At 73.3% G+C, this 12510-nt stretch carries 8 protein-coding genes; 6 read left to right on the top strand and 2 right to left on the bottom strand.

Translation table 11 applies throughout. The features are described from left to right. Window positions 1-1041, top strand: a 1041-nt coding sequence (locus AB0I21_RS56640; RefSeq protein WP_360574244.1) for a 3-hydroxyacyl-CoA dehydrogenase family protein, incomplete at its 5' end; no start/stop codon positions are given. A gap of 114 nt (window positions 1042-1155) precedes the next feature. Next, a complete protein-coding gene (locus AB0I21_RS56635) occupies window positions 1156-4395 on the top strand; it encodes a hypothetical protein (protein ID WP_360574242.1) in 3240 nt (1079 codons plus the stop codon). A 249-nt stretch (window positions 4396-4644) separates the two neighbouring features. On the opposite strand, the gene AB0I21_RS56630 is transcribed toward AB0I21_RS56635, so the two are convergent. Continuing rightward, on the bottom strand, window positions 4645-7296 hold the full coding sequence (locus AB0I21_RS56630) for an Hsp70 family protein (RefSeq protein ID WP_360574240.1): 2652 nt from the start codon (window positions 7294-7296) through the stop codon (window positions 4645-4647). A 96-nt stretch (window positions 7297-7392) separates the two neighbouring features. Between AB0I21_RS56630 and AB0I21_RS56625 the strand changes: the two genes are divergently transcribed. Together AB0I21_RS56625 and AB0I21_RS56620 are read left to right on the top strand one after the other, a co-directional pair. Then, window positions 7393-7863 carry a MarR family transcriptional regulator gene (locus tag AB0I21_RS56625; protein WP_360574238.1) on the top strand — a complete coding sequence of 157 codons (471 nt, stop codon included), beginning with the start codon at window positions 7393-7395 and terminating at the stop codon, window positions 7861-7863. A gap of 47 nt (window positions 7864-7910) precedes the next feature. Beyond that, on the top strand, window positions 7911-9386 hold the full coding sequence (locus tag AB0I21_RS56620; RefSeq protein WP_360574236.1) for an MFS transporter: 1476 nt from the start codon (window positions 7911-7913) through the stop codon (window positions 9384-9386). Between the two features lie 324 nt (window positions 9387-9710). Here AB0I21_RS56620 and AB0I21_RS56615 read toward each other — a convergent pair whose 3' ends face one another. Further along, window positions 9711-10649, bottom strand: a complete 939-nt coding sequence (locus AB0I21_RS56615) for a hypothetical protein (protein WP_360574234.1) — start codon at window positions 10647-10649, stop codon at window positions 9711-9713. A gap of 30 nt (window positions 10650-10679) precedes the next feature. On the opposite strand from AB0I21_RS56615, the gene AB0I21_RS56610 reads away from it, so the two are divergent. Beyond that, window positions 10680-11561, top strand: a complete 882-nt coding sequence (locus tag AB0I21_RS56610; protein WP_360574232.1) for an ATP-binding cassette domain-containing protein — start codon at window positions 10680-10682, stop codon at window positions 11559-11561. Further along, window positions 11558-12316: an ABC transporter permease gene (locus AB0I21_RS56605; RefSeq protein WP_360574230.1), complete on the top strand. Its 759-nt coding sequence runs from the start codon at window positions 11558-11560 to the stop codon at window positions 12314-12316. Before AB0I21_RS56610 ends, AB0I21_RS56605 begins: the two co-directional genes overlap by 4 nt. Window positions 12317-12510 lie beyond the last annotated feature (194 nt).

Here is a 12510-nt window from a genome sequence, read left to right as displayed (position 1 = left end):
TCGGCCCGGGTCCTGGCGAAGAAGCCGTTCCTGCCCGCTTCGGAGATTCTGGGCCGGATCACGCCGACCGCGGACCCGGCGGACCTGGCCGGGTGTGACCTGGTGATCGAGGCGGTGTTCGAGGACCCGGCGCTGAAGCACAAGGTGTTCGCGGAAATCCAGGACGTCGTCGCGCCGGACGCGCTGCTGTGCTCCAACACCTCGACGCTGCCGATCTCGCTGCTGGCCGAGGGGGTGACGCGGCGGGAGGACTTCGTCGGGCTGCACTTCTTCTCGCCCGTGGACAAGATGCCGCTCGTCGAGGTGATCCGCGGCGCCGGCACGTCGGCCGCTGCTGTCGACCGGGCGCTGGGTGTCGTCCGGCAGCTGAAGAAGACGCCGATCGTCGTCAACGACAGCCGCGGGTTCTTCACCAGCCGGGTCATCGGCACGTTCACCGGTGAAGGGCTGCTCATGCTCGCGGAGGGCGTGGCGGCGCCGTCGATCGAGCAGGCGAGCCTGCAGGCCGGCTACCCGGCGGCGGTGCTCGCGCTGATGGACGAGCTGACCCTGACGCTGCCGCGGAAGATCCGGCTCGCGTACGGCGACGCGTGGACCCCGACGCCCGCCGACGCGCTCATCGACCGGATGATCGACGAGTTCGGCCGGCCGGGGCGCTCCGGCGGGGCGGGCTTCTACGAGTACGTCGACGGCAAGCGCGACCGGCTGTGGCCGGGGCTGCAGGAGCATTTCCGGGTTTCCGGGACCGATATTCCGTTTATCGACATGCAGGAGCGGATGCTGTTCGCCGAGGCGCTCGAGTCGGTGAAGTGCCTCGACGAGGGCGTGCTCACCAGCGTCGCGGACGCCAACGTCGGCTCGATCCTCGGCATCGGGTTCCCCGGCTGGACCGGCGGCGTCCTGCAATACATCAACCAGTATTCGGGCGGGCTGCCCGGGTTCGTCGCCCGCAGCCGCGAGCTCGCCGCCCGCTACGGCGCCCGCTTCGAACCGCCGGCGCTGCTGCTGCGCAAGGCGGAGGAGGGCTCGCAGTTCGTCTAGGAGCAGTCCTCTCGATTCTGCGTAGTCGCATAGTCACTCTACGTTACGGTCTTCGGTTGCGGGGCGGCGGGCCTGTCGTCGCCTCCAACCGGGGGACGGACGGGGGAGACCGCGATGGCGGCGTTCGGGGTGCTGCTGCGACGAGGCCCGGCACGGACTCTGTCGGCGTTGGCGGCGTCGGTACTGGCCGCGATCGGCGGGACCCTCGCGGTGCCGGGCTCGGCGGCCGCCGCTGAGCTCGCGCAGCAGCACATCACCTGGACGGACACCGCGGACACGCCGCTGACCACCGGCACCGTCTCCGTCGCGGCGGTCGCCTCGTCCGGGCTGTCCGTCTCCTACACCAGCACCAGCGGCGACGTGTGCACGGCCGACGGTGACGTCGTCACCCTGCACCGGCAGGGTCGCTGCACGATCCGCGCCACCCAGGCCGGCAACGCCTCCTTCGCCGCCGCGGAGCCGGCTAGCTCGTCCTTCGCCGTCCTCGGCCGCGCCCAGAAGATCACGTGGACCCCGACCCCGGACGTCTCGGTCACCATCGGGACGGTCCAGGTGTCGGCGGCCGCGTCGTCGGGGCTCGCGGTCACCTACCGGACCGCGACGCCCCGCACGTGCAAGGTCAAGGGCGGCACCGTCACCCTCGTCGCCGGCGGCACCTGCACCGTCCGCGCCACCCAGCCCGGCAACGACGAATACGCCCCCGCGCCCCGCGCCGACGACTCGTTCATTATCGGAAAACTGGCGCAGACAATCCGATTTCCCCGCCCCGCCGACACGGCGATGACGACCGGCACCGTCCACGTCGACGCCGCCGCCACGTCCGGGCTCGCCGTCACCGTCACCAGCCGCGACCGCTCTGTGTGCACCGTGTCGGCCCGCCGGGTGACGCTGGTCGGCGCCGGCACCTGCGTGCTGCGGGCGGCACAGTCCGGTAACGGCAGGTACGCGCCCGCGCCCCGGGTCGAGCGGCGGTTCACCGTCGGCCGGGGCGGGCAGACGATCGAGTTCCCCACGCCGGGCCCGGCGCCGCTGCCGGCCGGCACGGTGACGGTCACACCGTCGGCGTCGTCGGGCCTGCCGGTCACCGTCACCAGCGCGAACCTGGCTGTGTGCACCGTCGCCGGTGCGTCTTCCCCGGGACCTTCCTCCTCCGCCGGCTCTTCGTCTGGAGCCGCTACCACCGGGGGTTCCTTGCCTGGCGGTTCCTCCACCGGGGACGGCTCCTCCGGGGGCTCCTCTGGAGACGCGTCCGTCGGTGGCTCATCCGCTCCCGGCAGTGCCGCCGACGCGCCTGCCGCCGGGGCTTCCACCGGCGGTTCTTCCAGCGGCGGTTCTTCCGCTGGAAAGTCTTCCACCGGGACCTCTACCGGCGGCACGTCCACGGGCGGCGCTGCCGTCGGGACGATCGTCATGCTGCACACGGTCGGCACCTGCGTGCTGCGCGCCACCCGGGGCGCTACTGGGGACTGGTCCGCCGCGGCGGCCGTCGAGATCAGTTTCCCCGTCGTCAAGGGCACCCAAACGATCACGTTCCCGCCGCCATCCACGACCGCGGCCGGTGCGACCGTCACGCTGCGGGCGACCGCATCGTCCGGGCTGCCCGTCACCTACACCGCGTCGACCCCCGCCGTCTGCACCGTCGCCGGCGCCGTGGCGACCCTTCGCGTCCCCGGCGCGTGCGAGGTACGCGCCACCCAACCCGGCGACGGCCGCTGGGACCCCGCACAGGCCGTCGACGCCACCTTCACGGTCACCGGCGACGCGCAGACGATCACGTTCCCCGCCCCGCCCACCACACCCCTCACCGACGAGACCGTCCGCGTGTCCGCGACTGCGACGTCCCGATTGCCGGTCACCATTACCAGCAATACGCCAAAGGTGTGCACCATCGCCGGCACCGCCGTCACGCTCCGCACCCCGGGCAGATGCACAGTGACGGCAACTCAGCGCGGCGACGCCACCCATGCCGCCGCGCCGCCGGTGACCCACACGTTCACCGTCGCCCGTGGCGCGCAGAGCATCACGTTCCCGCAGCCTGACACCCGGTCCGTGCTCGACGGCCCGCTGACGGTGACGCCGTCCGCAACGTCATACCTGCCGGTCTCGGTGTCCAGCAACACCCCGGACGTCTGCACCGTCACCGGCTCCGTCCGAAACACCGCGGCGGGCAGCACACCCGGCAACACGCCAGACGACACCACCGATGGCGCCGCAACGGGCAGCGCACCAGACGGCGCACCAGGCCCCACCATGGATGGCGCCGTAACCGGCAACGCACCTGGCAGCGCGCCAGGCCCCACCACCGATGGCGCCGCAACGGGCAACGCACCAGGCAGCGCGCCAGGCCTTACCACCGATGGCGCCGTGACGGGCGGCGCACCAGACGGCGCACCAGGCAGCACCACGGATGGCGCCGTAACCGGCAACGTGCGGGATGCCGCGGACGGCGCCATGGCGGACAACGCACGGGGCAACGGCGCCGGCGCCGTAGGGGGTGGTCTGACCGGCACCGTGGTCACGCCGCTCGCCGCCGGCGTGTGCACGCTGCATGCCGTGCAGGCCGGTAACGCCGAGTGGGCGCCGGCCCGGCGGGTCACGCGGACGGTGAGGATCACGGCCGTGCCGCAGGCGGTCACGTTCGCCGCGCCGTCGCCGGTCGCGGTGTCCGACGGGCCGGTCGGTCTGGTCGCGGTGGCCTCGTCGGGGCTGCCTGTCACGTTCAGCAGTGGAAGTCCCGACACGTGCTCGGTGGACGGCACGACGGTGACGCCGCTCGCCGTCGGTGGATGCGTGCTCGTCGCCCACCAGCGCGGCGACCGGCGGTACGCGCCCGCGCCGGACGTGACCGCGACGCTCGCCGTCCTGCAGGACCCGGCGCCCGTGGTCGTCCCGGCCGCCGCACCACCGACCCATGCCACCGCTGGCCGGATTGTTGGTACCGACAATCCGGCTACCGGTGAGGCGGTCACGATCAGCGGCGGCGGCTTCAAGCCCGGCACCGCGGTCGAGGTCGTCGTGTACTCGACCCCGCAACCGCTCGGCACCGCGTACACCGACGCCGCCGGGACGTTCACGCTGCTGGTCGTCGTGCCGGCCGGCCTGCACCGTGGCGGGCACACGTTCGTCGCCGCCGGGCTGGCCGCCGACAACACCCTGCGCTACCTGGCCACACCGGTCACCGTCCACCACGCCGCGGCGGCGCTCCCGGTGACCGGCGGACCCGTCGGCGCCGTTGCCACGCTCGGCGGCTGGGCCGTCCTCATCGGCACCGTCCTGGCCCTGCTCGGCCGGCGTGGGCTGTGGCAGTACCGGTGGCTGTACCGCTTCCTGTACCGCGCCCGCCACGCCGTCTGACCTCCGGCGACCGCATCGTCTGCCTGCCACGCTGTCCGGCCCGCCGGGACGTTCACGCTGCTGGTCGTCGGCCCGCTACGCCGCTTGTCTGGCCGCCTGCATGCCCCGTCATCCGGCCGGCAGTCCGTCTCGCCGGCGACGCCGGACCCGGCGCGGCGCGTAAGGCGCTCGGCATCGCCAGGCCGGTCCGTACGGTCGAAACAGCGACCACCGTCAGCGCCGTGAGGTGTGGGGTGGTCGTGCGGTGGCTCAGTCGTACAGGCCGGTGGTGATCCGGGAGACGGCGACGAGGGCGCCCAGGACGAGGACGACCGCGGCGATGCGGGGTAGCCAGCGGGTGACGGCGGGCATGGTCAGGGCGACGATCCGGCCGACCGCCGCGGCCAGGCCGGCGAACGCGAGCGTGACCGACGGGCCGAACACGAACCAGTGCAGCATCGGCACATCGTTGATCTTGAGTGCGTCGACGAGGCCGACGTCGCCGGATTCGAAGAGTTCGATGAGGTACCGGTACTCGGGGGCGGCGGCGAGGATCGCGACGGTCACGCCGAGTGCGAGGCCGCCGGCGTCGGTGCGGCCGAACACCGGCTTCACCTCCGTGCCGTCGAGCTTCCGGCGGGCGGCGAGCAGCGCGACCGTGGCGAGCAGGCCGATGATGAGCAGCACGAACATGCCTGTGGTGCCGCCCGCCCAGCCGACGACGACCCCGACCTCCGCCATGATGATCATCGCTGGGATGAGGAGCAGACCGTAGGCGACGGTGCGGACGACGGGGCGGCTGGCCGGCGCCGCGAACAGGTACGCCAGCCACAGCACGAACCCCGGGAACAAGTAGATGCGAGCCTCGCCGATCCACCAGCGCCAGTCGGAGAACTCGAACGGCAGGTGCCATTCGTGGTTGTACGCCTTCCGGCCGAGGAAGCCGAACAGCAGCAGCGCGCCCAGCAGCAGTCCGGCGGTGACGAGTGCCTTGCGCACCGCGCCGGGCGCCGGAGTCGTCGCCGCGGCCGGGGTTTGCGTCGTTGGTGCCGGCTGTATGGTGGCCGAGGGTGGTGCGCCGGCGCCGAACGCGGCAACCGCCGGCTCGCGGTCCCCGGCCGGGCTCACCGGGTCCGCCGGGCTCGCGGCACCTTGGCGGGCGGCGGAGTTCGCAGATCGGGCCGGATTACTGATTACCGGATTGCTGATTGCCGGGTAATTGCTTGCGGGGCCCGCTGGTGCGGGCGGGGTGTGGGCGGCTGGGCTCGTCGGGGCGGCGGATCCGGACGCGGCGGGTGAGACGGGCCAGACGGGGCCGTTGTCGGGCCACGCCTGCTCGGGTGGTGAGGACGTCGACCGGGCCGCATCCGGAGGGCTGGACACGGAGAGACCTGCGCCGCTCCAGCCCGCACCAAGCGGTGGAGCGGCCGCGGCGGGGCGGCCGGACACCGGTGGGATCGAAAACATCGGAGTTTCGGCGGCTGGAGCGCCGGCGGAGGCACCGGCGGGCGGCGTCCCGGGCTGCGCGGAGGCCGGTGGTGGCGTTGCGGGCCGCGCTGACGCCGGTGCCGGCGGCGCGGAGCCCTGGGGTGGCGGGGCGGCGGGAGCTGCGGCCGCCGGGGTGCCGTACACCGCGCCGGCGGCGGCGCCCGACACGGGCGTCGGCGGCTGGTGCGGCACCGATGGCCGGGTCTGGGGTGCGCGGACGGCGGCGACGCCGCGGATCGAGCCGTCCGCGGCGGCCGCCGGTCCCGTGGCGGGGACGTGTGACGGAGCGGCTTGGGGCCAGAGCGGGTCGGCGGCGGATTGGCGTACATCTGCCGCGTCGCCTGCGGGTTGGGCTCCGGTCGTGGCGAGGGGCCGGGCGCTGCCTTCGGCGACGACGAGCTCGGGCTGTTCCAGGACCGTGGGGGCGACGCCGGTGGCCTGGTGGAGCAGTGTCGCGACGAGGGGCATGCGGCTGGAGCCGCCGACGAGGAACAGGCCGGCGAGGGGGCGGGCCGGTTCGGCGGAGGTGAGGACGGTGCGGGTGAGCGCGACGGTACGGTCGACGACCGGCCGGGCGAGGCGTTCGAGCTGTTCGCGGCCCAGGGGCGCGTCCTGCTCGACGAGCGGCACGTGGATGTATGTCGACGCGGACCGCGACAGGATCTCCTTCGCGGTGCGGACGTCCTCCCACAGGTTGCGGTTGGCGCGGCGGTCGGCGACCGTCTGCGGGCTGGTGAGGCGGCGCATCTCGTCGGGGTGGGCGGCGGAGTGGACGGTGCTGAGGTAGCCGACGATCGCGGTGTCGACGTCGAGGCCGCCGGCGTCGTCGAGGCCTTCGCTGGCGATGACGTCCCAGCCGGTGGCGGTGCGGGTGACGACGGACGCGTCGAAGGTGCCGGCGCCGAAGTCGTAGACGACGACGCGGCTGCCGACGGGCACGGCGGCGTCGGTCGCGGCGACGAAGAACGCGGCCGCGGCGACCGGCTCCGGCACGAGCTGCGGCGTGCCGAGGCCGGCGAGGCGGGCGGCGTCGAGCAGCACGGAGCGCCGGCGCGGGCCCCACGCGGCCGGGTAGGTGATCACGACGGTGCCGGGTTCGCCGCCCATGGTGCGGACCGTCTCGGCCCGGACCCGGGCGAGGGTCGCGGCGATGAGGGTCGCGACCTGGTGTTCGGTGTCGCCGAGCAGGACGGTGCCGTCGTCGATGCGGCGTTTGGGGTGCGGCTCGTAACGCTCCGGGTGCACGCGGGCGGCGTGCATCGCCTCGCGGCCGACGAGCAGCCCTTGACCGTCCAGCGCCAGGCACACGCACGACGGCAGCAGCGGGAAGCCGTCGAACAGGACGGGCCTGCTGCGGCCGCCGGTCTCGTGGATGACGGCGACGGTGTTGGACGTGCCGAAGTCGATGCCGAGGCGGTACCGCACAGCAATCACCCGCGCACTGTACGACCATCGGACCAGGACCCGGAGGGTCGCAGACGGTTTCCTGACAGATCATCCGCCGGCAGTCGCATTGGTACGCTCGAACGTATGACCGCTCCGTCCCGGGTCGAGCCCGACCTGTCGTTTCTGCTGGACCACACCAGTCACGTGCTGCGCACGCAGATGGCGGCGGCGCTCGGGGAGATCGGGCTGACGCCGCGGATGCACTGTGTCCTCGTGCACGCGCTCGGCGTGGAGCGGACCCAGATCCAGCTCGCCGAGATCGGCGGCATGGACAAGACGACGATGGTCGTGACCGTCGACGCGCTGGAGAAGGCCGGGTACGCGGAGCGCCGGCAGTCCAGCACCGACCGGCGGGCCCGGATCATCGCGGTGACGCCAGCCGGGGCGGAGATCGCGGCGCGGAGCCAGAAGATCGCCGACGGCGTGCACGCGGCGGCCCTGGACTCGCTGCCGACGGACGAGCGTGACGTGCTGGTGAGGGCGTTGACGCGGCTCGCGCAGGGGCATTGCGCGACGCCGTCGGAGGCGCCGGGAGTGCGACGGGCACGACAGTAGGTCTCTTGCATATAGTTCCGTAGCGGACGATCTGCTACGGTCGTGCCATGGACACCAACCGTGGGGCGGCGCTCGCCGTCCTCGCCACCGGCATGCTCATGACGATCCTGGACGGCAGCATCGTCACCGTCGCGATGCCCGTCATGCAGACCGACCTCGGCTTCACCCCCTCCGGGCTGACCTGGGTCGTCAACGCGTACCTGATCGCGTTCGGCAGCCTGCTGCTGCTGTCCGGACGCCTCGGCGACCTGCTCGGCCGCCGTCGCATGCTCATCGCGGGCACGGTCGTCTTCGTCGCCGCGTCCGTCCTCGCCGGGCTCGCCACCGGCCCGGGGATGCTCGTCGCGGCCCGTTTCCTGCAGGGCGCCGGCAGTGCGATGGCCAGCGCCGTCAGTCTCGGCATCGTCGTGACGCTGTACCCGGCGCCGGGCGAACGCGCGAAGGCGTTCGGGGTGTTCGCGTTCACCGGCGCGGCCGGCGCCTCCATCGGCCAGGTCCTCGGCGGCGTCCTCACCGACCTGCTGAGCTGGCACTGGATCTTCCTGATCAACGTGCCGATCGGCGTCGCCGTGCTCGCCGGCATGCGGTTCGTCCCCGCCGACCGTGGGCTCGGCCTGCGCGCCGGCGCGGACGTCCTGGGCGCGTTCCTGGTCACCGCCGGGTTGATGGCGGGCATCGCGGCGGTTGTCCAGCCCGCCTGGCGCTGGGTGACCGCGGCCGCGGCGGTGCTGCTGCTCGCCGGGTTCGTCGCCCGGCAGGCCACGGCCCGCACCCCGCTGATGCCGCTGCGCGTGCTGCGCAACCGCCAGGTCGCCGGCGCCAACGTCCTGCAGATCCTGATGATCGGCGCGATGTTCTCCTTCCAGATCCTGGTCGCCCTGTACATGCAGCGCGTCCTGCACTACACCGCCCTGCAGACCGGCCTGGCGATGCTGCCCGCGGCGCTGTCGATCGCCGTGGTGTCGCTGGTCGTGTCGGCACGGGTGATCGGGCGCATCGGTGAGCGGGGCGCGTTGATCGCGGGTCTGAGCCTGCTGGTGCTCGCGCTGGGGTGGCTGACGCGGCTGCCGGTCGACGCCCGGTTCGTGCCGGACCTGCTGCCGGTGATGCTGCTGATCGCGGGCGGCGGATTGGCATTGCCGGCAATCACGGGCCTGGGCATGTCGGGCGCCCGCCCCGACGACGCGGGCCTGGCGTCCGGGCTGTTCAACACGACGCAGCAACTCGGGATGGCCCTCGGCGTCGCCGCGCTGTCGACGGCGGCGGCGTCCCGGACGGCCGGGCGGCTCGCGGCGGGCGCGTCGGAGGCCGCCGCGCTGACGGCCGGGTACCGGCTCGCGTTCACGGTCGGGGCGGTGCTGCTACTCGTGTCGATCGGCGTGGCCGCCTTCGTGCTGCGCTCGCCCGCACCCCAGCTGGCGACGGCAGCGGCCGGTTCGCGGGCGATGGAGGCCAGTTCGGTGGACGCCGCGGACGTTCCGGTGCTCAGCGATTCCGCGCCGTCGATGCCGGCCCGCCCCTGAACGTGGCCGGCGGCCGAGCGTGGCTGGCACCGGCCCTTGCAGGTGAGTTGGGGTTCTCAACCTTCGCCTGACGTGCCGGCCCGGAATTGTGGCCGACTCCAGGCTCGTGCGGGCGGTGGACCGGCGGCATGACGGGCGACGATCCGCCGGGCGATGCGGTCGAGAGTGTCCCCGGGGCGTGCGGAGCGCGTCGTGGCAGCTGGTCGGCAGGTCTGCGGTTGGCGGCAGCTCTGACCGGCAGCTCTGACCGGCAGCTCTGACCGGCTGCGGCTCCGGTTCAGTGGTGGCTCCGGTTCAGTGGCGGGCTCAGGGGCGGCGTTGCTCTCAGCGGTGGGGCCAGGGGGCGGATTCGGCGACGGTGAGCCAGGCGTCGACCTCGGCGGCGGTGTGGTGGCGGATCGACCAGTCGACCTGGCGGAGTGACATGTGTGCCCAGCAGGCGGCGAGGACGTCCAGGGGTGCGAGCGTGACCGCCGCGTCGCGGATCGGCGCCGTCAGGTGCGGGGCGTGGCGGGACAGCACGAACAGGAGCGTGACCAGGTCGAACGCGCGGTTGCCGCGGCCGGCGCCGTCCCAGTCGACCACGCCGGTCACCGTCACGGCGGCGTCGTTCGCGCCGATGGCGGTGTCGTTGCCCGCGGCGGCAGTGGCATCACTGGCGTCGATCATGCCGGCAGATGACGGGGCGGACGACGGGGACGTTCCGGACGGGCCGGTGGCGCTGCCAGGGAGGCCGGAGGTGGGGGAGACCAGGACGTTGCCCGGGTGGAAGTCGAAGTGGACGAGGTCGTCGCCGGGCAGCACCTCCATGGGGTTGGCCTCGATCCTGGCGAGGAGGTCGGCGGAGCGGGCGGAGTGTCCGGCCAGCGAACCGTGGTGGGAGAACCCGGGGCCGTCGCTGTGCAGGTACAGCTGCCGCGGCGGCAATCCGGAATCCCGCAGGAGGCCGGTGCAGCGGGCGCTCACCGCCAGCATCGCGTCGACGACGGCGCGGTCGGTGGCCGCCGGGGGCAGGCCGGGCAGGAGCTCCTGGACGACGACCGTGACCCCGGCGACGTCGGCGACGCGTTCGTAGCGGGGTGCCGGGACCCCGGCGGCGCGGGCGATCGTGACCAGCGGGGCGGACGCGGCGTTCCCGCTGGTCAGGACGGCGCGGCGGCCGTCGGGCAGCAGGACGTAGCCGGCGCCGACCTCGCCGCCGGGGCACGGTCCGATGTACGTGAGGCCGAGCGCGGCGGCGCACGCGGGAACGTCGAGTCGCAACTTCCACCCAAACTCTATACACTGTATAACGTGATTGACGCGCGAGACGTTCGCAAACACTACGGCGGGAAGGCGGCCCTCGACGGCCTCGACCTGACCGTCGAGGCAGGGACCGTCCACGGGCTCCTCGGCCCGAACGGTGCCGGCAAGACCACCCTCGTCCGAATCCTCGCCACCCTGGTCCGCCTCGACGCGGGGACCGCGACCGTCGCCGGGCACGACGTCGCGAGACACCCCGAGCGGGTGCGGGCCGCGATCGGGCTCGTCGGGCAGCACGCCGCCGTCGACGAGCTGCTCGGCGCCCGGCAGAACCTGGTCATGTTCGGCCGGCTCAGCCACCTCGGCAGTACCGTGGCGAAACGGCGCGCGGACGAACTGCTGGAACAGTTCGGGCTCGCCGACACCGGCCGCAAACCCGCGGCGCAGTTCTCCGGCGGGATGCGGCGCCGGCTCGACCTCGCCGCCGGGATGATCCTCACCCCGAAGGTGCTGTTCCTGGACGAACCGACCACCGGCCTCGACCCGCAGGGCCGCGCCGAGGTGTGGGCCGCGGTCCGGCGGCTCGTCGCCGGCGGCACGACCGTGCTGCTCACCACCCAGTACCTGGACGAGGCGGACCAGCTCGCCGACCGGATCTGCGTCATCGACCACGGCCGGGTGATCGCCGACGGCACGCCCGCCTCGCTGAAGGGCACCGACCGGCTCGAGGTCGTCACCGCGGGGGACCCCGCACCCGCCGCGGACCGGCTCGGCGTCCTCGGCCCGGTCACCGTCGACGGGCAGCGGGTCAGCGTGCCCGTCCACGACCGGGTCGCCGCCCTCGCGCTCGCCGCCGGCATCCCCGGCGTCGAGGACATCACCCTGCGCCGCCCCACCCTCGACGAGGCTTTCCTGAAACTGGTGACCGCATGAAGTGGGCGCTGCACGACGGCTGGGTGATGACCCAGCGGGAACTGGCGCACCTCGCCCGGCAGCCCGCGCAGATCGTGGTCATGCTGCTGTTTCCCGTATTGCTGGTACTGATGTTCGGATTCGTCCTCGGCGGCGGGATGAGCGTCGCCGGCGGTGGCGACTACCGCGAGTACCTGCTGCCCGGCATGTTCGCGATGACGATGTTGTTCGGGGTCGAGTCGACGTTCGCGGCGATCGCGACCGACACCGGCCGCGGCGTCACCGACCGGTTCCGGTCCCTGCCGATGGCGGCGTCGGCGCAGGTCACCGGCCGGGCCCTCGCGGACCTGCTCACCTCGGCGCTCGGGCTGCTCGTCATGCTCGGATGCGGGCTCGCCGTCGGCTGGCGCTGGCACGACGGGTTCGCCGGTGCGCTGGCCGCGATCGGGCTGCTGCTGTGGCTGCGGTTCGCGGTCCTGTGGGTCGGCGTGTACCTGGGGCTGCTCAGCGGCAACCCGCAACTGCTCGTCGCGGTGCAGATCCTCGTGTGGCCGGTCGCGTTCCTGTCCAGCGCGCTCGCCTCACCGCAGGACATGCCGGACTGGCTCGGCGCACTGTCACACTGGAACCCGCTGTCCGCGACCGCGGACGCGACCCGCGCCCTCTTCGGCAACCCCGGCGGCGGCGACACCTGGCCCGCGCTGCTGTGGCCCGCGCTGCTCACCGCCGTGTTCGTGCCGCTGTCGATCAGGCAGTACCGTCGCCTGTCGCGCTGACCACCAGGCGCCAAGCGCCACCAAGCACCCGGCGGTTCATCCGGCTGAGCGGTATGGACCTGCCGGCTTACTGGTTACCGGATTGCTGTAACTGGTAAGTCGGCAAACCTGGGACGGGGGCAGGAGTGTGGGGGGGGGGGGGGGGGGGGGGGCGCCCCCCCCCCCCCGGGGCCGGGGGGGGGGGGGGGCTGGGC

It is taken from the genome of Dactylosporangium sp. NPDC050588 (assembly GCF_040654975.1).
Taxonomy (GTDB): Bacteria; Actinomycetota; Actinomycetes; order Mycobacteriales; family Micromonosporaceae; genus Dactylosporangium; species Dactylosporangium maewongense.
The sequence above is the reverse complement of the archived record's forward strand: the minus strand, read 5'-3'. Positions and strand labels throughout refer to the sequence as shown.

Coding starts and splice junctions, on each gene's coding strand:
- AB0I21_RS56635 (WP_360574242.1), top strand. CDS start 1,156: ATGGCGGCGTTCGGGGTGCTGCTGCGACGAGGCCCGGCACGGACTCTG.
- AB0I21_RS56625 (WP_360574238.1), top strand. CDS start 7,393: ATGACCGCTCCGTCCCGGGTCGAGCCCGACCTGTCGTTTCTGCTGGAC.
- AB0I21_RS56620 (WP_360574236.1), top strand. CDS start 7,911: ATGGACACCAACCGTGGGGCGGCGCTCGCCGTCCTCGCCACCGGCATG.
- AB0I21_RS56605 (WP_360574230.1), top strand. CDS start 11,558: ATGAAGTGGGCGCTGCACGACGGCTGGGTGATGACCCAGCGGGAACTG.